Genomic DNA, 23,197 nt, shown 5'->3' on the forward strand with positions numbered 1-23,197 from the left:
ATCATCCGTTCAATAAACTATGTTGACTTGCGGTAAAGATATTTCGAAAAACAATGTTAATCTCATGCTCTGCTTGCGAAGCACCAATACCCAATAGCGGAAACAAGTCGACTACTTGCAATCGCATATCTTTAACAAATTCGCGGGAGAAGTTTGCTAACTCCTGATAAGGATCGTTATTGCTATCGAAATCACTCACGAGGATATTCGACCAGATTGTATTCGCCAGCTCAAAAACGTGTTCTCTCCGCGCAAGAAAATCAGTCTGAATGGCATCTAGCATTCTGAATCTATCCTTGCTATATTGACTTGCCCAATTCGGATCTTTTGACTTTTCGAAAAAATACTTCTCCACTAAATCTAAAAATCGACGAAACATACCGACGTAATTGACTAATAAGGTAATCTCGGCGAATGGCATGAACGGGATGTCAAACAAAGGCGAATCCGATTTCTTTGCCGCGGGATCCAGCAAGAACGCATGATCCTTAGCAACCTTAATATTTTGCATCGAGAAACTATGGCTCGCTGTGCATTCCAATCCAAATGAGGTCCAATCATAATGGATCAGCACCTGATCTCGTGGCACGAAAAAGGAAGAAACCGCTTGCTCTCCATCCTCATTAAGCACCGGCACACCATGATCCAATAACTTCGCATTCAATGTAAAATGTGTTAAATGCGGAGAACCCGTTGCATATTGCCATTCACCCGTTAAGACATAATGCTCTCCATCCCAATTGGCAGTACCTGCAGCGCGGCCACTCCCACCCCAACAAACCTTAGGCTTACTGAAAATATCCTTCGCTAAGACAGGCTCCAAGAAGCCGGCAAACATATTCGCGCCAGAGCAAAGCGTGATTGTCCAAGCATACCCTCCGTCTACATAAGCCAACTCTTCCAATAACTTCAAACCGTCAACCAGACCAGCCTCTAATCCTCCATATACCTTCGGAACCCACAAGTTGAACCATCGATTTTCATAGGCAAGATTTAAAGTAGCAGGTACTAATGATTTTGCCTTTATGGCCTCAGCCTGCCACTCTTTAATGATTAAGATTTGTTCTGGATTAAGCATGATAAAGTTTTTCTTGATTTCGCATAATAGACTGCCACTTCAGGTAGCCGAAGATAGCAACAATAAATAAAAAGGAGGTCAGTGCCGCAAATAGATATAAATCTTTATGAATGAGCAATGGGATAGCAAAAGCGTTGCTGATGTTCAACAATATCCAGTTCTCTATCTTTCGTTTCGCTAAGAGCCACATTCCGGCCCACGCAGTTGAGGATACCCAGGCATCCCAAATGGGAACATCGGAGTTGGTAAAATGATTCAATACCGAGTAAAGAATAATAAAACCGATAAACACGATACCTAAAACAATCCCCCAATCTTGCTTATCGCAGCGCGTGATAGGCTGCTCTCGCGCCTCCTTATTCGTCACCCAATACCACCATCCATAGACGCTCATCACCAGATAATACATGTTTAAAGCGATCTCTGCATAAAGGTTCGCACCGAAAAGCACATACATCCCAGTCAATATCCCGAGTATGCCGAAAAAATAGTTAGATACTTTATTGTTCCTCGAAAGAAGAACCTGAATGATACTGCAGACAACCGAGAATCGCTCCAGCGGAGTCGTTTGCAATAAAGCGTTCCATAAATCCATAAAAAAAACACCCATAAATTATGTCCTAAAACAAAACTTATGGATGTTATATTGCAACAAGATCCTTTATCCCTACGCCAGCATTACCTGGATCAGGTTTTACCAATTATGGTATTGGGTATAATCTCAGCCTATCCTAGAATAACCAGGAGAAGCACCCCATAAGTTTAATAAAATCTATTTATCTAAATTCAACAAACGGTGCGTACGCTCGCGTGTCGATTGACATAGCGCTGCATCATCGTTAAGTTTTTTACCCCAAGTCGGGATCATCTCACGCAATTTCTTACGATAAGAATCTGATTTCGCACGATCAGGGAAACATCTCTTCAACAAGTTGATCATGATAGCAACTGAAGTAGAAGCACCCGGAGAAGCTCCCAATAGCGCAGCGATAGAACCGTCGGCACTGGAAACTACTTCCGTTCCGAATTCTAAGATTCCGCCATGCTTAGGATCTTTCTTGATTACCTGAACACGCTGACCAGCCTTTTCAATCGCCCAATCCTCCATCTTCGCAGTTGGCATAAATTGCTTCAACGCGTCCAATTTATCCTGTGGCTTTTTCATCACTTCCGTGATCAAATATTTTGTTAACGGCAAGTTATCTAGGCCTGCAGATAACATCGGACGAATGTTCGATAATTTAATCGATGCAGGTAAATCGAAGTACGAACCTTTTTTCAAGAACTTAGTGGAGAAACCAGCATAAGGACCGAATAGTAAGGCTTGTTTTCCGTCTATATAACGTGTATCTAAGTGCGGTACAGACATCGGAGGAGCACCTACCGAAGCTTTACCGTAAACTTTTGCATGATGCGCTTTAATGATGTCCTCATTTGTACATCTCAACCATTGTCCGCCTACTGGGAAACCACCATAGCCTTTGGCTTCAGGTATACCCGATTTTTCTAATAATAATAAGGAGTGACCGCCAGCACCGATGAAAACAAACTTCGCAAGAATCTCACGCTTCTCACCCGTTGCCAAATCTTTCACCTCAACTTCCCAACGACCATCATCCTCACGATCAATATCTTTCACTTCTTGATTCAATGAAAGCTTGATGTTATCTTTTCCATCTAAGTAAGAAACCAAATCTCTCGTCAAAGCGCCAAAATTAACATCGGTACCGATGTCCATCTTTGTCGCTGCAACTTGTTCATTGCCATCTCTACCGTTCATCATCAACGGTACCCAGTCTTGCAACTGCTGTTTGTCTTCGGTATACTCCATACCTTTGAAAAGGTTATGTTGAGTCAATGTTTCAAATCTCGTTCTCAAGAAACGAACATCCTTTTCTCCAAAAACCGCCGACATATGTGGCACTTGGCGTATAAAATGACTTGGGTTCTTAATTATTCCTTTTTCAACTAGGTAAGACCAAAACTGCTTGGAAACCTCGTATTGCTCAGCGATACTGATCGCTTTGTCAATCTTAACAGAACCATCTGCTTGCTCCGGAGTATAGTTTAACTCACAAAGTGCGGAGTGTCCAGTTCCGGCGTTATTCCATGCGTCGGAGCTCTCTGCGGCAACAACATCAAGACGTTCCAAGATCTCGATATTAATATCCGGACTCAACTCGTTTATCAAGGTGCCCAGCGTAGCACTCATAATACCAGCACCAATCAAAACGACGTCTACTTCCGTTTTCTTAGTTTTCTTACCCATGTGATTTTTAAATGAGTTACAAAATTAATATTCGCATTATATATAAGCGAATAATTTTGTCAGAAACATATCAGATATTTGTGATTTTATCAAAAATACCCAATTACCATTAGCGATATGCACATTTTTGACCTCAAAAAATAAATCAACACCTTCCTATTCATCAACATTTTTTGTATTATGCAGTTTATTTTCCACTTTTGTGGTTCATTAAGTAAGCATTTAATAAGAAATACATATGAAATTGTTAGCCGGAAAAACAGCCTTGGTAACGGGTGCATCAAAAGGAATAGGAAGAAAAATCGCTGAAGTATTTGCTCAGCATGGCGCAAATGTTGCCTTCACTTATTTATCATCTGTTGAAAAAGGACAAGCCCTGGAACAAGAGCTTCAAGCTTCTGGAACCCAAGTAAAAGGCTATCGCTCGGATGCCTCGAAATTTGACGAAGCCGAGAAATTAATTAATGATATCGTTGCTGATTTCGGTGGTCTGGATATCGTTGTAAACAACGCTGGTATCACAAAAGACGGCTTATTAATGCGTATGACAGAAGAAAACTGGGATGATGTAATCAACATCAACCTAAAATCTGTATTCAACGTATCGAAAGCAGCTTCAAAAGTGATGATGAAGGCCCGCAAAGGTAGTATCATCAATATGAGTTCGGTAGTAGGTGTTCAAGGGAATGCGGGACAAGCAAACTACGCCGCTTCCAAAGCAGGTATCATCGGATTCTCAAAATCTCTGGCTAAAGAATTAGGTTCAAGAAATATCCGTACAAATGTTATTGCGCCAGGATTTATCCGCACAGAAATGACAGATGTATTAGATCCTAAGGTAGTGGAAGGATGGGAAGCTAACGTCCCATTGAAACGTGCCGGAGAACCCGAAGATGTAGCAAACGCTTGTGTGTTCTTAGCATCTGACCTATCCGCATACGTAACTGGACAAGTGATTCCAGTGGATGGCGGAATGTTGTAAGAAATAGAGTTTTACAAATAAAATGATATAAAGCCCCGAAGTTCGGGGCTTTTTTTATGGGCTTTTTGTGGAAAATGTTGATTTGAAGAAGATAGGTGGGCTTTCTTGGAGTAAGGATGTGGGGGACGTTTTGTCTTGAAGCAGGAAGGGAAGGTCGTGTTGGTCTTGAACCAGGAAAGGAAGGATACAAGGATGGACAGGATCAGGTTTAAGTATTAAGTATTCTAACAAGTACAATAAATGGTTGAGAGCGATTCGACTCTAACCCCTTACATAACCCTTTCAAAGCCCTTTCATAAGCGTATCAAAGCCGCTCGTGAGCGGGTTTGAATTGGGTTTAGATTGGTTATCATATGGGGCAAATCTGAACATTGTCAGACTACCTGCTTAATTAAAAAAGAATGAAGGAAAGTTAGAATCATGCTCGAAAAGAACAGCAAATTGCCCGATCCTGTCTATCCTTTTCATCCTACATTTCCTGGTCAAACTAGATATTAGACATCAGACATTAGATATTAGACTCGATCCTGACCATCCTTGCATCCTTCCTTTCCTGGTTCAGACAAACATTACATCCTTTCAAAAAAATCCGGAAAGAAAAACTCCCTTCCTAAACCCCACCCAAGCCCGCTTCCCTTCCCAACATTTAATAATTTTTAACACCCCGCCAATCCCCAAAATCTTAACTTTACAGAAAATTAATAGACAATATTAACCGAATGGCAAATTTTCGTTTAACCCTATCTCTCCTATTTCTCCTAATTACTACAAATATCTACGCTCAATCATCCAGCGCACGGGAGATAAAAGAATATCAGGTTACCATTAAAACCAAAAAAGGTTCAGTAAAGGGGCTTCTGCAGCAAGTTAATGATGAGACTATCGATGTGATTACTTCGCGTGGAGCTCGTTCTGTCTCTGCCGCTTCTATTAAAGAAATTAAGATAAAATTCGATAAAAACCGTCACATACAAGTTTTAGAGGGGATGTCTGATACGGGAGTCGAGATGATCGCTACCTCTTTGGACGATGACCGCTCAAATATCCGTCGAGGTGAACTTGGAGCACCTATATATGATAACCCGGAAGACGAGCGAACTTTAACCGATGCTGCGGGTCAAGCTTTGTTGGGAACTGCAACCGTCGCAACCGCTCTAGCTGCAGACCAAGTTGCTCGTCTAATTTATAAACCTAGTATTGAAGCTTTTAAAGTAAACTACGAAGTAGAAAAGTTCAAAGACATTAGAAAGCAATTGGCTCTATATAGCATTGCGACGCAGGCATCGCCAAGCTACGAGAAGGAGCTTCAAGAGCAGCTACAGCAGACGTTGAAAGTAAAGAAAATGGATGTGAAAGATAATCCATTCCGCAATAAGGAATTGATTAAGAAAAGGTAGGGAATCCCTATATTTGCGTCAATGGAAATACTGGATCAAATTTTTAACATCCAATCGGACGAAGATTTTAACGCCTGCGCATTGGCTGTGTTTCAGCATCAGGCGGAGCATAATTTAATCTACAAACAATATCTACAGATATTGGGTGTGGAGCCGAAAGATGTTGACCATTATTCCAAGATTCCGTTTATGCCGATTCAATTTTTCAAATCACAGGAGATTATCAACGCGGGATCAGAAACTGAAGTTGTTTTTAGCAGTTCAGGCACTACCGGAATGATTACAAGCAAGCATCTGGTTGCTGATGTAAGCTTGTACGAACGAAGTTTTAGATTAGCTTTCGAACAGTTTTATGGCGATGTTAAGGATTTGGCGATTGTTGCCTTGCTCCCATCCTATTTAGAACGTTCGGGATCTTCATTGATTTACATGGTAGACGATTTGATCAAGCATTCGGAACAGGAAGAAAGCAATTATTTCCTATACAATCATCAAGAACTTTATGAGGTTCTACAGAAGCTAAAAGAAAAAGGTACCAAGACGGTGCTTTTTGGAGTTACTTATGCTCTTCTCGATTTTGTAGAACAATATAGCATTGATTTTCCAGAGCTTATTATTATGGAAACCGGAGGCATGAAAGGCAAACGTAAGGAGATGATCAGAGAGGAGCTGCACTCGATCCTGAAAGCTGGATTTGGTGTACCGGCAATTCATTCAGAATATGGGATGACGGAGTTATTATCACAAGGGTATTCTAATGGCGAAGGATTGTTCAAAACACCTAATTGGATGAAGATTCTGATCCGCGACACCAATGACCCTTTGACGCTTTTGGACAATAAAAAAACAGGAGCAATAAATGTCATTGATTTAGCCAATTATTACTCCTGTTCGTTTATCGCAACCCAGGATTTAGGGAAGTTCCATCAAGATGGTTCGTTCGAGATCCTAGGACGTTTTGATAATTCTGATATTCGCGGCTGCAACTTGCTGGTGCAATAGCTTATTGTAAGCTAGGGTCCTCGAAGGTATTCCCTTGGTTCACATCACCCGTTTCATATCCTTTCTTGAACCAATAAGCACGTTGCTCCGAAGTACCATGCGTAAATGATTCCGGATGCGAGCTTCCTGTAGCCTGCTCTTGTATATGGTCATCACCTACCGCAGCGGCAGCACGCATACCCTCTACAATATCATCATAAGTTAACTGTACATCGGATTTCTTGGTTGCATGATGCGCCCAAACGCCCGCATAAAAGTCCGCCTGTAATTCCGTCATTACGGAAATCTTATTGTAATCGCGCTCGCTCATTTTCGCACGCATAGCATTCGTTTGGTTTAATACACCAAAGATATTTTGGATGTGGTGACCTACCTCATGGGCAATAACATATGCAAGGGCAAACTCGCCTTTGGCGCCGAATCGATTATTCAACTCTTTGTTAAAGCTTAGATCCAAATAGATCTTTTGATCGCCCGGGCAATAGAAAGGTCCGAATTCCGAACGTCCCACTCCACAACCGCCTGTTTCGTAAGCTTCACGATAGATAGTTAATTTAGTCACCGGGTATGATTTTCCACTTTCGCGAAAAATAGCACTCCATACATCCTCCGTACTGGTTAGAACAACGCCTGCAAACTCCACCAATCGATCCTCTTCGGGGGTCGACTGAAATTCGCCTTGTTCTGTGGCTACACCACCTTGTTGTTGCGCTTGATTTAATAACTCTGTAGGATCGCCACCCATTAGAAATCCGATAATCAATACGATTACCCCGCCAATTCCGCCTAGGGTTAATTTTTGTCCACCGGACATTCCCCTGCGATCTTCTACATTTCCGCTATTGCGGCCGCCTTGCCATTTCATAAGTATAAATTTATTTTTTACAGTTTGTTTTTCTTCCTATACAAATTCTCTGCCACAACCCAATTCACTACACTAAGGTAATATACATTCCCCTCATTTAAAATGCTTATCTTTGAAACAAATACTTATTACCCAATTTTATGTTATTAGATGAATTAAAAAGTAGAAGTGAAAACAAGTGTGAATTGTGCAACTCTACTCAAGAACTCTCCGTTTATGAAGTCCCGCCGGTGGAAATCCCTAATCAAGATAACAGCATTTTAGTATGTTCTGTTTGCAAAGGACAGATTGAAAAAACGGAACAGATTGATCCTGAGCACTGGAAAGTCCTAGGCGATACCATGTGGTCTCCTTATTTACCAGTACAGGTGGTCGCTTGGCGTATGCTGAGCCGTTTGCGTAACGAAGCCTGGGCAGCTAACAATTTAGATATTTTATACCTTGATGATGATGCTATCGCATGGGCGAAGAAAACTGGCGACCATGAAGCAGAAGCGAATGTTGAATTTCACCAAGACGCTAACGGAACACGCCTCTTTGAAGGTGACACTGTGGTATTGGTAAAGACTTTAGATGTAAAAGGTTCTAGTATTTCGGCTAAATTAGGTACGGTAGTGAAGAACATTAGACTTGTTCCTGACAATACAGAGCAGATTGAAGGCAAGATTGAGGGGCAAACCATCGTTATACTTACAAAGTACTTAAGAAAGGGATAATATATCCTGAAAAATAAAGAAAATATGAAAAAAGCATTGTTCATCATTGGTTTATTAGCATCAGCACATTTCGGAATGGCACAGACAAAAGTCAGTGCGGAAGAAATGGAGAAGGTAATTGCTAAACCACAGACGCAATTATGGGACGTTCGCACGCCTCAGGAATTTTCGGAGGGACATATTCCTAACGCAATAAATGTGGATTGGAAGGATCAAGAGAACTTTAAGAAGCAATTGGCTAATCTAAAAAAAGATCAACCGGTTTATATTTATTGTTTAGGTGGTGGTCGCAGTAAACAGGCATCTGAATTTCTAACGAAAGAAGGATACACAGTTTATGATTATTCTGGTGGCATGATGGATTGGCGAAAAGCGGATAAACCTGAGATAAAAACGAATAATGCGAAGGAGCCTGCAGGAATGTCGAAAGCCGATTATGATCATGTAGTCAATTCTTCTAAAGTGGTTCTTGTTAATTTTTCAGCGGTTTGGTGTGGCCCATGTCAGCAATTAAAGCCAATCCTGCTTGATGTTGAGAAAAAACACAGCAACCAAGTGAAGTTGGTTAGAATCGATGCTGACAAGAACAGAGAATTAGCCAAAACATTAAAGGTTTCCGCAATACCGCAAATAAAGCTTTACAAGGATGGAAAGTTAGTTTGGGATAAAACGGGTGTGGCAACAGAATCGGAGATTGTAGCGCAGGTTAAAAAGGCAAATAACTAGTGAATCAACTTGCATTAGTCGCTGGCTCGATACTAGGTATCCTTGCTATCATACTAGGAGCATTCGGAGCACACGCTTTTAAGAAGATATTATCCGAAGAAAGATTAAGCTCTTTCGAAGTCGGCGTACGCTATCAGATGTATGCCGCAATTACGCTATTGATTATCGGCTACAACATGGATTTCTCCAGTACCAGCGACAACTGGGCCGTTTTCGGAATTCTATCCGGGTGTATCCTATTCTCCGGAAGCATTTATTTACTGAACTTCAAAGACATCTGGAAAGTGAATCTAAGATTTCTAGGCCCTATCACCCCTATCGGCGGATTGTTTATGATTGTTGGGTGGGTTATGATTCTTTTAAATAGTATTTAGTAGTTAGTATTTAGTATTAAGACCTTTGGCTGGATATTGGATTGAGATATAAAAGCTTTGATTCATTTTATTCAGTAACTATTAGATAAAAAAGGCTAGGAATTGATCGAGGGCACTGAAAAAGTCCCCTTAGAAAAAAAGGTTAAAAAAGGGAGTCGAAAACTACAGTTTTCTGCTCCCTTTTTCGTATTTTAAGGAAGGCTTTAACGGACATCAGGATGCTCTCTACCCAACAAAAAATACAGTTCAGTTCCTATTCAGGATTGTACGATATTATCGTACCAAAAGATAATCTACTTCGAAAAATCAACGATCTTATCGATTTCAGTTTTATCTATGACGAGCTTTTGGCTAAGTATTGCCAGACGAATGGCCGTACAGCGGAGAGCCCTATCAAGATGTTCAAATACCTTCTGTTAAAAACGATCTACACCGTTTCGGATGTAGATGTCGTTGAACGTTCCAGATATGATATGTCCTTCAAATATTTTCTTGAAATGGCACCAGAGGAGGATGTGATCAATTCAAGTTCGCTTACCAAATTCCGCAAACTACGATTAAAAGATATGGATCTGTTGAACCTGTTGATCAATAGGACCGTAACGATTGCTCTTGAAAAAGGCATTATAAAATCAAAGTCTATTATCGTAGACGCGACCCATACCGTTTCCAGATCGAATCCGCACACAGCATTGGCAGTACTCAGGGAACGCTCCAAACTATTAAGAAAAGCGATATATCAGATTGATGGGGAATACAAGAGGAATCTACCACAAAAGAATGAATCCAACGACCTGGATCAAGAGCTTGCTTATTGCAGGGAATTACAGAGGGTCCTTGATGAAGATCAATCTATCAGTGAAATACCGGCTGTGAAAGAAAAGCTGAATCTGTTGAAGGAAACCATTGAAGACACAAAAGAATACTATCTGCTCTCTAAGGATGATGAGGCCAGACTTGGACACAAGTCAGTGGACGGCAGTTTCTTTGGCTATAAAACACATCTGGCGATGACTGAGGAACGCATCATTACAGCAGCGGTCGTTACTACAGGCGAAAAAGGTGATGGCCCTGAACTACCTAGGTTATTAGAGATCAGCCAGCAGAATGGAATGCAAGTGGATACAATAATAGGTGATGCCGCGTATTCGGGAAAAGAAAATCTTCAGTTGGCAAAAGAACAAAACATTGATATCATCGCTAAATTAAATCCATCCATTACCCAAGGCTTTAGGAAAGATAAAGACAAGTTTGACTATAATAAAGATGCGGATATGTTTGTTTGTCCCGCAGGACATTTGGCCATCCGCAAGGCGCGTCAGGGAAAGAAGGAACAAGGTACAAATCAAACGGAGACCTATTACTTTGATGTGGAGAAATGTAAGGTCTGTCCTCTTAGGGAAGGATGTTACAAGCAAGGGGCCAGAACCAAATCCTATTCAGTCTCCATAAAATCCGAACTCCATAGGGATCAGATGGCTTTCCAGCAAACCGATTATTATCGAAGCAAGTCTAAGCAAAGGTATAAGATCGAGGCCAAGAACAGTGAGCTCAAGAATGTCCATGGCTATGGCAGAGCTGATGCTTATGGAATCCATAATATGGAAATGCAGGGCGCAATGGCCATCTTCACCGTAAACTTGAAAAGAATCCTGAAATTGATCTAAAAAGGCGGGATATTGCCTCAAAAAAAGCCTATATGGGATGCTAAAAACTCAAATAGCAAGTCCTAGTCGCTTACACCTTCAACAAGACCATTAAAAAATAAACTTCCAGAAATCCTTTAAACAAAAATGACCGAGTAAGGGAAAACCTATACTCAGTCATTTCTTTAAATCTCATTAGAAAGTTGAAGCTTTTTCAGTGCCCTCGAATTGATCCTAGCCTTTTTTTTGAGTTTTTTAAGAGTTTATTTTGTAAGTAGTTCTACTTTAATTCCCTAAGATTATGTATTAAAACTCTATTATCTTGCCTATTATCCACCAACTAATAGTCCGTCATAGGTCTAAATACTAACTACTAAATACTAACTACTAGATACTACCGTACCACTCCAAATAAAGCTCCAAAGCTTTTCTTTTACCGGCGTCTAGATGAAAATCGAGGTTTTCATTGAGGTAGACATGGTAATCGAAGTTGGGATAGGCAGGTAAGCCATCGATAACGTCGTCGGGTCTGGAGACGCCGTCGGCTAATGCGGCATTGAATTTCTGGCAAAAGGATTCTGGCAATTCTTTGTTGGATACCCATACGGCAAATGCGAATGGCAGTCCGGTCAATTCATACCAGTAATGCCCTAGGTCGTAGACGTAAGGAACTTCTTCTTTTTTGCCGAAGGTACGATCGCCAATTAATACATAAGCGTCGGCTTCGCCTTCGGTTAAGATTTCAACATCGTTTCGCTTCCAATATCGTTGTAGTAAGATACGCGCTAATCCGTTTGATGTCTTAGATTGCTTGTCCAACAAGAGGGTTTTGATCTCTTCGATGGGTTTATTGGAGAAAATAAAAACGGAATCAACGTAATCTTTAGTACCGATACAGTAGTCGCCAATAATATAATAGTTTGGCATATTTGCGAGCGCTGCTACAGGTATGATACCCATATCCGCTTCATCTTCCATAACTTTTCGAGCACATTCGCTCGGATAGTCAACAGAAAGATCAATATCATTAATAACATCTGAGTTCCTGATACCTTGCAGAAATGGCAACGTGTTGGTATAGGAAACGGCAGATACTCTAATTTTTTTCATTAATTAAATTTTCTAAATGCTTGGTGTTGTAGTAGTCTACAATACTGAACTCATCATCCTCATATTCAAGAACATAAAGAGCCGTATTCGTATGCGGGAAGTCATCCATATTGCAAACTGGAACATTCGTTAGATGGCACAGCATGATCCGCATAGCACGGCCGTGCATGCAGACTAACACCGTTTCTTCTTCCTTATTCGCCAGGATATGTGCGATTGCTTCTTTTTGACGCTGAACTAAGGTGTTCGGCGATTCGCCATCAACGATAGCAAGATCTAAGTCGTTATTGCGCCATGATCCTACAACCTCTTCGAAGCCTTTTAGGATATCTTCGGTCTGTTCCTGCCCTTCATAAATACCCCATGAAATCTCGTCCAGCCCCTCCAGCTCTTCCATTGGCACTCCCTGCGCAACAAAAGGTGCGACAGTTTGATGGGTTCTCAATAAAGTGGATGCGTATATTTTATCGAAAGGGATATGCTTATAAGCTTCGAAGAAAGCTTGGGCTTGCAATACGCCATTTTCATTGAGTGGCGAATTAACACCTCTGCCCTGCACTATTCCCTTTAAATTTAGATCTGTTTGCCCGTGTCGTATGAAATATATGGTCTTTTTCAATCCTACCCCTTTTTTACTGAAAGTTTCTGTATTCAATCGCCATCAAGAACTTTCATTCTTGTGGCCGTTTCGATGGAAATATGAATTTCTCTTAATTGACTACTGGTAAAGAATAATACTGCTTTTTAGGATTTTCCTCTTCAAACTGAACTTCATTGTAGTCGGTAACGACATTGTATAAAGTGTCACGCTCTATCGGATGACGTCCAACATGTTTGATCAATTCAACCAATTCTTTGGTGGACATGGCAGGGTTCTGCTCTTCAGCACCAGCCATACTATAGATCTTTGTTGTATCGTCTAACGTTCCGTCGATATCATCCACACCGAATGCTAATGAAAGCTGAGCCGTATTTCTAGAGATCATCGCCCAATACGCTTTGATATGTGGGAAGTTATCCATGTAAATTCGTGCAATTGCATAATTGCGTAAATCCTCAACAACCGATACCTCCGGAACATTCTCCATTTGGTTATCTTTATTTCTGAATTTCAATGGAATGAACGTTTGGAATCCGCCGGTTTTATCTTGCAGACTTCTTAAGCGCTCCATATGATCAACACGATGCCAGAACTCTTCAATATGTCCGTACAGCATGGTCGCATTTGTATGCATACCCAACTTATGCGCTTGTTCATGAATATCTAACCATTGCTCCGCGGTACATTTATCATGAGCAATCTTCTCACGCACTTCCGGGTGGAAGATTTCTGCACCACCGCCTGGCATAGAATCTAATCCGCAAGACTGCAGGTATTTCATGCCATCATAATGACTAAGCTTTGCTTTCTTGAAGATATAATAATATTCGACCGGTGTAAGACCTTTGATATGTAGATCAGGACGATGTTCTTTGCAGCGTTTAAAAAACTCAGCATAGAACTCCAGGTTTTGTTTTGGAACAACGCCACCAGTGATATGTACTTCCGTTACTGGCTCATTGTCGTATTTACGAACAATGTCCATCATACCGTCAACATCCATTTCCCAACCTTCGTCTCTATTCTTAATCAATCTTGAATAAGAACAGAACTTACAGTCGTAGACACATACGTTTGTTGGTTCAATATGAAAATTACGATTGAAATAGGTGATGTCGCCATGCTTTTTCTCTCGGATATAATTAGCTAATACACCAAGGTATCCTAATTCCGCATGTTCGTAAAGATAAACTCCCTCATCAAATGTAATACGCTGGTCGTTTAAAACCTTTTGCGCAATACTTTTTAGTTCTTCTGATAAATTTTTATCGTTCAATAAAAACGATAGCTTCTGTGTTGATTCCATTTCGCAGTCCTTACAATACAAATGTAGCAAAAGCTACCCTAAAAAGCGATTGACCTAAGCCATTAAGCCTCAGCAAATTGCTGCATATCAATCAGTCGTTTATATAATCCATTCTGCGCAATAAGCTCAAAATGAGAGCCAGTTTCTGCAATTCTTCCACCTTCTAATACGATAATTTTGTCTGCATTTTGAATGGTGCTCAATCGATGCGCAATAACTACCGTTGTTCTGTTTTCCATAAGCTTGTACAGGGAGTCCTGTACTAAGCGTTCTGATTCGGTATCTAAGGCTGACGTCGCCTCATCTAACAGCATAATCGGTGGATTCTTAAGAACCGCACGCGCAATACAGATACGCTGTCTCTGACCACCAGATAGCTTGGAGCCTCTGTCGCCGATATTCGTTTGATAGCCTTGCTCTGTTGCCATGATAAACTCATGCGCATTCGCAATCTTTGCAGCCTTAATCACTTCCTCTTCCGTAGCGGAAGTGTTTGCAAATGCGATATTGTTGAAGATCGTATCGTTGAAAAGTATAGATTCTTGATTGACTACGCCAATTAGATGCCTTAATGAATCCTGGTTCAGGTCTCGCAAATCTGTGCCATCCATCTTGATGCTTCCGGAACTTACGTCCATGAAACGCGGAATAAGATCTACCAAGGTTGATTTCCCGCCACCGGAAGGACCAACGAGCGCAACAGTCTCTCCCTTTTGGATGCTGAGATTGATGTCGCGTAATACTTCTTTCTCTTCGTAGGAGAATGAAACTTGATCAAATTCGATTTTGTCGCTGAAGGAAGTAACCACTTTGGCGTTCGGTTTGTCTTCTACTAGGTTCTTCTCGTCAATTAACTGCAATACGCGTTCTCCTGCAGCAATACCGTTATGGATATTACTGAAAGCATCGGTCAATGCCTTCGCTGGACGCATCACTTGTGAGAAAATCGCAATATAGGCGATGAACTCCGATGCAGATAAGTCCCCATTTCCAGTAAGCACAAGATGACCGCCATATAATAGGATGATTGCAACCATCACAACACCTAATAATTCGGATACTGGAGATCCCATTTGCTGTCTACGAACCATACGGCGCATAATCGTAGCATAACGATCATTTTCTCCATTGAACTTCGCCTTTACATACTCTATCGCATTGAAAGATTTGATAATCTTCACCCCGCTTAGCGCTTCTTCCAAATAGGTAATCATATTTGCGTAGGTCTTCTGACCTTCCTGCGCCTGCGCTTTCAACGTTTTAACGATTCGTGAGATTATAAATGCTGAAAAAGGAATAACCAATAGGGAAAATAAAGTCAGCTTTGCAGAGATAATAAACAGCATGACCACATAGGCGATCAATTGCAGTGGTTCTTTAAAGGCAACCTGCAAAGTACTGGTAACCGAGAACTGCACCACCTGTACGTCCGATGCGATCTTAGAAATAATATCCCCTTTACGCTGATTCGAAAAGAATCCTAAATGTAGATTCATTACATTGTTGAAAACCGACTTTCTAAGATTCAATAAGGTATGGATTCTTAAGTTTTCCATTACCCTTTGAGAAAGGTATCGGAATAAATTAGAGATAAATACCGATGCGACGATTACCACACAGATGTATTTCAATGCTTCGTACGGACCTAGTCTATTGTTCAGGTCGTAGGCGAAGTAATTGAAATAACCCATCAAGTCGAATGTACCCGTTGGTTTTTCAACCACCTCAACAACAGCATCTTGGGCATTAAAAAGGGTATGGAGTAACGGAGCCAGCAATGCTAGATTGAGGGTACTGAACACCACCATAAAAACCGTACAGAGGAGGTATGGTATGGCGTATTTCTCAATAGGCTTCGCGAATGAAATTAATCTAAAGTATGTCTTCATGCAAAATACTAAGACTACAAATGTAAGAAATTTTGCAACCTTAGGCGTTTTTTGAATTTGATAGGGTAAAATTGTTGCAAACCTATGTCATAATATTCCACGGTCGGGCATTCAATTGACATAAACTTGCAACAAAGAGATTTAACTTAAAAATAGGGATTTACGAATGGAATGAACCATGTTCGTTTGCTGTAAATCAATGTTCATATAGGTTGGAGTTTTCCTTCGTCACAATATCAATAGGCATGTATTGTATGCGTGATATAGGGCGTTTGGAAATAAAATGTTCAAATAATGTAGCTAAAGCTTTATATCCAAGTTCAAGCGGTTTTTGACAAATCAGGAAGTCGATACCTCCCCTTTCGACATAATCTATGTTTTTGCTGGTATAGTCATAGCCGATAAGAATGATATCGTTAATGGAATGTTCTTCAAAATAGCGTGCTACCCAATAAACCCAAGCATTCGTTACGAAAACAACGTCCAACTCATTCTGCTGCAGATACTGACCAAAATAGGCTTGGAAAATATCGTAACTATCGGCACTGACTTCGAGTTTAAGGATGTTCCATCCCGCCTCACTTTCGGCGAAAAAGCTTTCAAATCCTGCAAGACGATTGGTACTATGATCGATATTGCTGAATTCCCGCTGTATATTTAACACGAGAATTCGATCTCCCTTTTTATAATGTATTGACACAAGTTTGCCGCTAGGCGTCCTGTTTGCCATTGATCGGGACCGATAAAGCTGAGTGGTTGTGACGACGGCAGGTCATTATTAATAAATAGATATTTATCCTCCGCTCCTCACAACGCTTAACGAAGCGTTCTGCCTCGGATAGAAAGATTGGTGCTACGATGACAGCATCTAAGGTGTTCTCAAGAACCGATTCGGACATCTCCTTGAAATGCTCTCGGTCTTGCCGGTCGAACAGGAAGTAAGTAAGTTCTACGCCAAAGTCTCCTAACTCGTTCAATGCCGATTGTATCCCTAGCAGCGGAGCCCGCCAATAATCAGTTTCGACACACTCTCTAGGCATAAGAACCGCAAAACGATGAACTCGCTTCGATGCTAGTCGCTTCGCTAGAATATTCGGTTTGTAATCCATGTCTTTTATGATCGATTCGATTTTTTCTTTCGTCTTGAGCGCAACACCAACTCTATTATGCAATACACGATCAACTGTGGCGATAGATACGTTAGCCCTCCGAGCAATTTCTTTGACGCCAGATAATTCCGTAGCTTTCATAGTTTTTAATTAATTTTTATGCTTTTGAAATTTATTTTTAACCAAAATAATAATTTTTAAGCAATTTAACCCTACACGAATTACACTTTAGTTAATTATATTATATTATTTAACACTAATATTACTAACCAACCGACTACTTTAACTGGAATTAACAAGAAACTAACAATAGAAACAATTAGCATAATAACTTGCTCTAAATTAGTATTTGAAGAATGGAGAAAGGTTTTAAATAGAATTTTGAAATAAATAGGGCAAAAATGCTGTAATTATTTAATAGAAATGATTTATTGACAGTAAGATTTCCTAATTTTAACGCCAAATTAGCGTAAAAATGGAAATAGAAGTTGCGAAACGTCTCCAGCATACGGAAGAGTATTACTTTTCTAAAAAGCTGCGAGAGATCGACGAGATGAACAAGAACGGTGCGCAGGTTATCAACCTGGGTATCGGAAGTCCTGATTTGCCGCCTCATCCTGAAGTAATCCAAGTATTACAGGAGCAGGCAGCATTGTCCAACACGCATGGTTATCAAAGTTATAAAGGTGCTCCGGCACTACGACAAGCCATGGCAGATTGGTATAATCGATATTATCGCGTTTCGCTGAATCCTAATACGGAAATCCTCCCTTTAATGGGCTCAAAAGAGGGTATCGTTCATATTTGTATGACCTACCTTCAAGAGGGCGACCAGGCTTTAATTCCAAACCCGGGATACCCTGCCTATGCAAGCGCGGTTCGCATTGCCGGCGCTGAAACTATCCCTTACGAACTAAAGGCCGAGGAGAATTGGACACCAGATTTGGACACTTTAGAAAAAACCGATCTGTCCAAAGTAAAACTGATGTGGATTAACTATCCGCACATGCCGACGGGTGCTTTAGCCACTGCAGGTTTCTTTGAGAAAGTAATTGCATTCGGAAAAAAACACAACATATTGATCTGCCACGACAATCCATATAGTTTTATACTAAATGATCAGCCGCAAAGCATCCTTTCAGTAGACGGTGCATTAGATATTGCTATTGAGCTGAATTCGCTTAGCAAATCATCGAATATGGCGGGATGGCGTATTGGTATGCTGTCTGCAAAACAACAGCGCATAGACGAGATATTACGCTTTAAAAGCAATATGGACTCTGGTATGTTCCTCGCTACTCAACTTGCCGCAGCAAAAGCATTGCAACTGGATAAGTCATGGTACACCCAACTGAACGAGAGCTATAAAGAACGTCGTGAAAAAGTCTACCAGATCATGGACTTTTTAGGCTGTGAATACGATAAGAATCAGGTTGGCTTATTTGTTTGGGCAAAGGTCCCGACCAATTACGCAGACTCGTATGCATTAAGCGACGATATATTATATAACGCACAGGTATTTATTACCCCTGGCGGTATTTTTGGCTCTGCTGGCGAACAGTACATTCGGATTAGCCTTTGTGCTAAACCAGAAGTATTGGATCAAGCGATGGAAAGATTAAAAGCTAGGTTAGGCAAATAAGCCTACACTAGCGTAATATGTTTTTATTATTCTGAATAAAATGAATATAGCAATTGTCGGAGTTGGTTTGATAGGTGGATCTATCGGCATTCGACTTAAAGAAACGAAGTTTTGCGAAAAACTGGTAGGTGTTGAAAGAAATGAAACCAATCAGAAAAAAGCATTACAATTAGGATTGGTTGATGAAATCCAATCATTAGAGGACGCATTAGAAAGCTGCAAAGTATTGATATTGACAGTGCCGGTCGATGCTATTATGGGGATACTCCCCGGTATGTTGGACAAGGTGACCGATCAGGTTATTATCGACATGGGATCAACGAAGTCAAATATCCTGCATTTGATTCAAGATCATCCAAACAGAGGTCGCTATGTAGCTGCTCACCCCATGGCGGGAACTGAATATTCGGGTCCTGAAGCTGCTATTCCAAACCTATTTAAAGATAAAATGATGGTTTATGTAGAAGCATTCAAATCGGATGAGGACGCCTTCGAAATCGCAGATAGTATAACGGATCAATTGGAAATGCAGACCTCCTTTATGAATGCTGAAGAGCATGATATGCACACTGCTTATGTTTCTCATATTTCGCACTTAACTTCTTTCGCATTGGCTTTAACTGTTCTTGAGAAAGAAAAGTCGCAGGGACGCATCTTTGAACTTGCAGGATCCGGATTCCAATCTACCGTACGTTTGGCTAAATCGTCGCCGGATATGTGGACTCCTATCTTCAAACAGAATCGAGCCAACGTATTGGAAGTATTGGAAGAACATATCAAGCAACTCCAGCACATTTACGACAAGATCGAGAAAGAGGATTACGACGCCGTACATAAATGGATTAAAAAATCAAATAAAATCAAACGCATAATCAAATAGTCATGTTGGAAAAGAAAACACTCAGCAATGAGCTCGTAAAGCTTATACCGATGATCAAAGAAGACTATGAATGGGTTTATGCAGCGGCATCCGACCCTAAGATATGGGAACAGCATCCGGATACTCGCCGCTACTCGCCTATAGGATTTACAAAATACTTCCAAAAGCTCATAGCGACCGATATCCCCTATCTAATTATCGATCAGAAAACCGAACAGGTAATCGGTGCGACTTCTTTCTATCAATTTAATGAGGAGGAAAAGTCGACCGCCATTGGTTATAGTTTCTTGAAAACAGAATATTGGGGCGGAGAGTATAATAAATCGATAAAGAAATTGATGATGGACTTCGCATTCGAGCAAGTCGATAAGGTGATTTTCCATGTCAGGAAAGGCAATTTACGCTCGCAAGCAGCACTTTCAAAGATCGGTGCTACGGAAGAGTTCGAATACCCAGCCGAAGACGGCACAGGGGTTCAGGTTCAATATTGCATCTTCAAAGAAGATTACTAGTAATCAAAAAGAAAAGAGGCTGAAAAAATCGAGGGCACTGAAAAAGCCTCAACTTTCTAATGAGACTTAAAGAAATGACTGAGTATAGGTTTTCCCCTACTCGGTCATTTTTGTTCAAAGGGTTTCTGGAAGTTTGTTTTTTATGAGCTTATTGAAGGTGTAAGCGACTAGGACTTGCTATTTGAGTTTTTAGCATCCCATCTAGGCTTTTTTGAGGCAATATCTCACCTTTTTAGATCAATTTCAGGATTCTTTTCAGGTTTACGGTGAAGATGGCCATTGCGCCCTGCATTTCCATATTGTGGATTCCATAAGCATCAGCTCTGCCATAGCCATGGACATTCTTGAGCTCACTGTTCTTGGCCTCGATCTTATACCTTTGCTTAGACTTGCTTCGATAATAATCGGTTTGCTGGAAAGCCATCTGCTCCCTATGGAGTTCGGATTTTATGGAGACTGAATTGGATTTGGTTCTGGCCCCTTGCTTGTAACATCCTTCCCTAAGAGGACAGACCTTACATTTCTCCACATCAAAGTAATAGGTCTCCGTTTGATTTGTACCTTGTTCCTTCTTTCCCTGACGCGCCTTGCGGATGGCCAAATGTCCTGCGGGACAAACAAACATATCCGCATCTTTATTATAGTCAAACTTGTCTTTATCTTTCCTAAAGCCTTGGGTAATGGATGGATTTAATTTAGCGATGATATCAATGTTTTGTTCTTTTGCCAACTGAAGATTTTCTTTTCCCGAATACGCGGCATCACCTATTATTGTATCCACTTGCATTCCATTCTGCTGGCTGATCTCTAATAACCTAGGTAGTTCAGGGCCATCACCTTTTTCGCCTGTAGTAACGACCGCTGCTGTAATGATGCGTTCCTCAGTCATCGCCAGATGTGTTTTATATCCAAAGAAACTGCTGTCCACTGACTTGTGTCCAAGTCTGGCCTCATCATCCTTAGAGAGCAGATAGTATTCTTTTGTGTCTTCAATGGTTTCCTTCAACAGATTCAGCTTTTCTTTCACAGCGGGTATTTCACTGATAGATTGATCTTCATCAAGGACCCTCTGTAATTCCCTGCAATAAGCAAGCTCTTGATCCAGGTCGTTGGATTCATTCTTTTGTGGTAGATTCCTCTTGTATTCCCCATCAATCTGATATATCGCTTTTCTTAATAGCTTGGAGCGTTCCCTGAGTACTGCCAATGCTGTGTGCGGATTCGATCTGGAAACGGTATGGGTCGCGTCTACGATAATAGACTTTGATTTTATAATGCCTTTTTCAAGAGCAATCGTTACGGTCCTATTGATCAACAGGTTCAACAGATCCATATCTTTTAATCGTAGTTTGCGGAATTTGGTAAGCGAACTTGAATTGATCACATCCTCCTCTGGTGCCATTTCAAGAAAATATTTGAAGGACATATCATATCTGGAACGTTCAACGACATCTACATCCGAAACGGTGTAGATCGTTTTTAACAGAAGGTATTTGAACATCTTGATAGGGCTCTCCGCTGTACGGCCATTCGTCTGGCAATACTTAGCCAAAAGCTCGTCATAGATAAAACTGAAATCGATAAGATCGTTGATTTTTCGAAGTAGATTATCTTTTGGTACGATAATATCGTACAATCCTGAATAGGAACTGAACTGTATTTTTTGTTGGGTAGAGAGCATCCTAATGTCCATTAAAGCCTACCTTAAAATACGAAAAAGGGAGCAGAAAACTGTAGTTTTCGACTCCCTTTTTTAACCTTTTTTTCTAAGGGGACTTTTTCAGTGCCCTCGAAAAAATCAGCCTCTTTTTTTATCCGTTAGTACGTTCTGTCATCACCATCAACATCAGGCTCAACACAAACCGCTCGTCATCAATATCTTTAGTAGTCTGCTTATAAACTGTAAATTTCCTTCCGAAAAAGGAAGGCTCCTTACGAATCTCGAACATCGGCTCCCCAATTTCGTTCTTAAGAATATAAGAAGGATTGAAAACATATCCCGATAACATTCCTATGATAGGAAGTTCACCAAACAGACCGTCCCAAAACTTTGTCCATGGATTCTTTTCCGTAATCGTATGATCGTGTTTATCGGCTTCATCGATTAAATTAAAGGTGGAACGCCACAGCGATTTGATAGTCTTTCTCCGCACTTTACCTATCACGCGTTTGTCGTGATCATAGATCGTAAATGTCTGCTGAAAATCTATGAGCTTATTGGAGATAAACTCATACAACATCTCGCTCTTCGACCGATCACGATAGACCGTAATATGGTCACGCCATTTGAAAATCTTCTCCCGAACGTAGTAGATAGTGTTGCCATCGCCGTCCGTCGCTTCAAAGTCGTTCGACAGTGTCGTAACTCGAAACTTAAAGTGTATTGGGTATTTGAGGTCCCTCATATGTAAATTTATACCCTAAAATAGAAATAATCCTAGTATTTCCATTTCAATTTGTCAAACAATTTAGACCATAACCAAACCGGTCCTATTGCCAATAACTTAATAAACGAACTAGCGTACTTATTATCCTTATTCTTATTGCCCGCCAAGAACATAATCAACAGTCCTATTACCGCGATGATCGAACAAACCAATACAACTGAAGGACCGCCATCGCGTTCAACATACTCCAGTTGCACAATGAAAAAACTCATAATCCCAATGCAGAATAAGACCGCGTAGGACAAAGTAGGAGCTAATTTCAAATAGCAGTACACAACGATAGCAATAAAAAAGGATCCCCAATTCAAAAAGGTATGAGCATTCATCTTAACTAGAAAATCAAACTGTGGAAACGGTATCATCCAGATTAATCCCATGATACCAAAGAACGCTAGAGTAAGACCTATGCTGAGCGCTGTTATATTCGAATTTCCATAGGATTGGTCGAGCTCATAAAAATATTTCTCTACCGGACGGTTAAACTGTGGTGCTTTGTTCGCTTGTTTGGCCTGCTTTTTCATGCGGCAAAAATAAGGATTAAAATAAACATAATTCACCGAAGGTCAAATTATGACTATTTATTGAACAGAAAGCTGTAGAACACAAAAAAGGGCCGTCATTAAAACTGACAGCCCTCTCAAAAATT

At 40.7% G+C, this 23,197-nt stretch carries 23 protein-coding genes; 10 read left to right on the forward strand and 13 right to left on the reverse strand.

What is annotated here, in order from left to right; translation table 11 throughout:
* Window position 1: 1 nt before the first annotated feature.
* The 3 genes from DSM08_RS12125 to DSM08_RS12135 all read right to left on the reverse strand — a co-directional run bounded on the left by DSM08_RS12125 (window position 2) and on the right by DSM08_RS12135 (window position 3,347).
* Entirely contained in the window at window positions 2–1,078 is a 1,077-nt protein-coding gene (locus tag DSM08_RS12125) for an acyl-CoA dehydrogenase family protein (RefSeq protein ID WP_149526405.1), read from the reverse strand.
* Window positions 1,071–1,688: a nicotinamide riboside transporter PnuC gene (pnuC, locus tag DSM08_RS12130; protein ID WP_223110809.1), complete on the reverse strand. Its 618-nt coding sequence runs from the start codon at window positions 1,686–1,688 to the stop codon at window positions 1,071–1,073. Before pnuC ends, DSM08_RS12125 begins: the two co-directional genes overlap by 8 nt.
* A 162-nt stretch (window positions 1,689–1,850) precedes the next feature.
* Window positions 1,851–3,347, reverse strand: coding sequence for a malate:quinone oxidoreductase (locus tag DSM08_RS12135; protein ID WP_149526406.1), 1,497 nt, complete (start codon window positions 3,345–3,347; stop codon window positions 1,851–1,853).
* Window positions 3,348–3,585: 238 nt separating this feature from the next.
* Between DSM08_RS12135 and fabG the strand changes: the two genes are divergently transcribed.
* The 3 genes from fabG to DSM08_RS12150 all read left to right on the forward strand — a co-directional run bounded on the left by fabG (window position 3,586) and on the right by DSM08_RS12150 (window position 6,728).
* The gene (fabG, locus tag DSM08_RS12140) at window positions 3,586–4,329 is read left to right on the forward strand and encodes a 3-oxoacyl-[acyl-carrier-protein] reductase (protein ID WP_149526407.1); all 744 of its coding nucleotides are present in this window, start codon (window positions 3,586–3,588) and stop codon (window positions 4,327–4,329) included.
* Between the two features lie 719 nt (window positions 4,330–5,048).
* A complete protein-coding gene (locus DSM08_RS12145) occupies window positions 5,049–5,726 on the forward strand; it encodes a hypothetical protein (RefSeq protein WP_149526408.1) in 678 nt (225 codons plus the stop codon).
* Window positions 5,727–5,747: 21 nt separating this feature from the next.
* On the forward strand, window positions 5,748–6,728 hold the full coding sequence (locus tag DSM08_RS12150) for a LuxE/PaaK family acyltransferase (RefSeq protein ID WP_149526409.1): 981 nt from the start codon (window positions 5,748–5,750) through the stop codon (window positions 6,726–6,728).
* Window position 6,729: 1 nt separating this feature from the next.
* Here the strand turns inward: DSM08_RS12150 and ypfJ are convergent, their stop codons facing one another.
* On the reverse strand, window positions 6,730–7,593 hold the full coding sequence (ypfJ, locus tag DSM08_RS12155; RefSeq protein WP_149526410.1) for a KPN_02809 family neutral zinc metallopeptidase: 864 nt from the start codon (window positions 7,591–7,593) through the stop codon (window positions 6,730–6,732).
* A 185-nt stretch (window positions 7,594–7,778) separates the two neighbouring features.
* Between ypfJ and DSM08_RS12160 the strand changes: the two genes are divergently transcribed.
* From DSM08_RS12160 to DSM08_RS12175, 4 genes are all read left to right on the forward strand, one after another.
* Window positions 7,779–8,309, forward strand: coding sequence for a PhnA domain-containing protein (locus DSM08_RS12160; protein ID WP_246172237.1), 531 nt, complete (start codon window positions 7,779–7,781; stop codon window positions 8,307–8,309).
* A 24-nt stretch (window positions 8,310–8,333) separates the two neighbouring features.
* Window positions 8,334–9,035 (forward strand): thioredoxin domain-containing protein, encoded by a 702-nt coding sequence (locus DSM08_RS12165; RefSeq protein ID WP_149526412.1) that lies wholly within the window; start codon window positions 8,334–8,336, stop codon window positions 9,033–9,035.
* Entirely contained in the window at window positions 9,035–9,409 is a 375-nt protein-coding gene (locus DSM08_RS12170; protein ID WP_149526413.1) for a DUF423 domain-containing protein, read from the forward strand. Before DSM08_RS12165 ends, DSM08_RS12170 begins: the two co-directional genes overlap by 1 nt.
* A 218-nt stretch (window positions 9,410–9,627) precedes the next feature.
* Entirely contained in the window at window positions 9,628–11,076 is a 1,449-nt protein-coding gene (locus DSM08_RS12175) for an IS1182 family transposase (RefSeq protein WP_149526414.1), read from the forward strand.
* Window positions 11,077–11,442: 366 nt separating this feature from the next.
* On the opposite strand, the gene DSM08_RS12180 is transcribed toward DSM08_RS12175, so the two are convergent.
* The 6 genes from DSM08_RS12180 to DSM08_RS12205 all read right to left on the reverse strand — a co-directional run bounded on the left by DSM08_RS12180 (window position 11,443) and on the right by DSM08_RS12205 (window position 17,211).
* On the reverse strand, window positions 11,443–12,165 hold the full coding sequence (locus tag DSM08_RS12180) for a menaquinone biosynthetic enzyme MqnA/MqnD family protein (protein ID WP_149526415.1): 723 nt from the start codon (window positions 12,163–12,165) through the stop codon (window positions 11,443–11,445).
* Window positions 12,152–12,784 (reverse strand): histidine phosphatase family protein, encoded by a 633-nt coding sequence (locus DSM08_RS12185; protein ID WP_149526416.1) that lies wholly within the window; start codon window positions 12,782–12,784, stop codon window positions 12,152–12,154. Before DSM08_RS12185 ends, DSM08_RS12180 begins: the two co-directional genes overlap by 14 nt.
* A 91-nt stretch (window positions 12,785–12,875) precedes the next feature.
* Complete coding sequence (gene mqnE / locus DSM08_RS12190; protein WP_149526417.1) at window positions 12,876–14,072, reverse strand: aminofutalosine synthase MqnE; 1,197 nt, start codon at window positions 14,070–14,072, stop codon at window positions 12,876–12,878.
* Window positions 14,073–14,134: 62 nt separating this feature from the next.
* A complete protein-coding gene (locus DSM08_RS12195) occupies window positions 14,135–15,961 on the reverse strand; it encodes an ABC transporter ATP-binding protein (protein WP_149526418.1) in 1,827 nt (608 codons plus the stop codon).
* A 196-nt stretch (window positions 15,962–16,157) separates the two neighbouring features.
* Window positions 16,158–16,691: a substrate-binding domain-containing protein gene (locus tag DSM08_RS12200; protein ID WP_149526419.1), complete on the reverse strand. Its 534-nt coding sequence runs from the start codon at window positions 16,689–16,691 to the stop codon at window positions 16,158–16,160.
* A complete protein-coding gene (locus DSM08_RS12205; protein WP_149526420.1) occupies window positions 16,672–17,211 on the reverse strand; it encodes a LacI family DNA-binding transcriptional regulator in 540 nt (179 codons plus the stop codon). The genes DSM08_RS12200 and DSM08_RS12205 overlap by 20 nt, the downstream gene beginning before the upstream one ends.
* Before the next feature lie 334 nt (window positions 17,212–17,545).
* Here DSM08_RS12205 and DSM08_RS12210 point away from each other — a divergent pair, with 334 nt between their 5' ends.
* From DSM08_RS12210 to DSM08_RS12220, 3 genes are read left to right on the forward strand one after another with little or no spacing between them, the layout of a single operon-like run.
* Window positions 17,546–18,712, forward strand: a complete 1,167-nt coding sequence (locus DSM08_RS12210; protein ID WP_149526421.1) for a pyridoxal phosphate-dependent aminotransferase — start codon at window positions 17,546–17,548, stop codon at window positions 18,710–18,712.
* Window positions 18,713–18,752: 40 nt separating this feature from the next.
* Window positions 18,753–19,592 carry a prephenate dehydrogenase gene (locus DSM08_RS12215; protein WP_149526422.1) on the forward strand — a complete coding sequence of 280 codons (840 nt, stop codon included), beginning with the start codon at window positions 18,753–18,755 and terminating at the stop codon, window positions 19,590–19,592.
* A gap of 2 nt (window positions 19,593–19,594) precedes the next feature.
* Window positions 19,595–20,104, forward strand: a complete 510-nt coding sequence (locus DSM08_RS12220; RefSeq protein ID WP_149526423.1) for a GNAT family N-acetyltransferase — start codon at window positions 19,595–19,597, stop codon at window positions 20,102–20,104.
* Between the two features lie 232 nt (window positions 20,105–20,336).
* Here DSM08_RS12220 and DSM08_RS12225 read toward each other — a convergent pair whose 3' ends face one another.
* The 3 genes from DSM08_RS12225 to DSM08_RS12235 all read right to left on the reverse strand — a co-directional run bounded on the left by DSM08_RS12225 (window position 20,337) and on the right by DSM08_RS12235 (window position 23,072).
* The gene (locus DSM08_RS12225) at window positions 20,337–21,785 is read right to left on the reverse strand and encodes an IS1182 family transposase (RefSeq protein ID WP_149527715.1); all 1,449 of its coding nucleotides are present in this window, start codon (window positions 21,783–21,785) and stop codon (window positions 20,337–20,339) included.
* Window positions 21,786–21,915: 130 nt separating this feature from the next.
* The gene (locus tag DSM08_RS12230; RefSeq protein ID WP_149526424.1) at window positions 21,916–22,509 is read right to left on the reverse strand and encodes an LURP-one-related/scramblase family protein; all 594 of its coding nucleotides are present in this window, start codon (window positions 22,507–22,509) and stop codon (window positions 21,916–21,918) included.
* A 32-nt stretch (window positions 22,510–22,541) separates the two neighbouring features.
* A complete protein-coding gene (locus tag DSM08_RS12235) occupies window positions 22,542–23,072 on the reverse strand; it encodes a hypothetical protein (RefSeq protein WP_149526425.1) in 531 nt (176 codons plus the stop codon).
* Window positions 23,073–23,197 lie beyond the last annotated feature (125 nt).

Source organism: Sphingobacterium hotanense (genome assembly GCF_008274825.1).
In the GTDB taxonomy this organism is placed as follows: Bacteria; Bacteroidota; Bacteroidia; order Sphingobacteriales; family Sphingobacteriaceae; genus Sphingobacterium; species Sphingobacterium hotanense.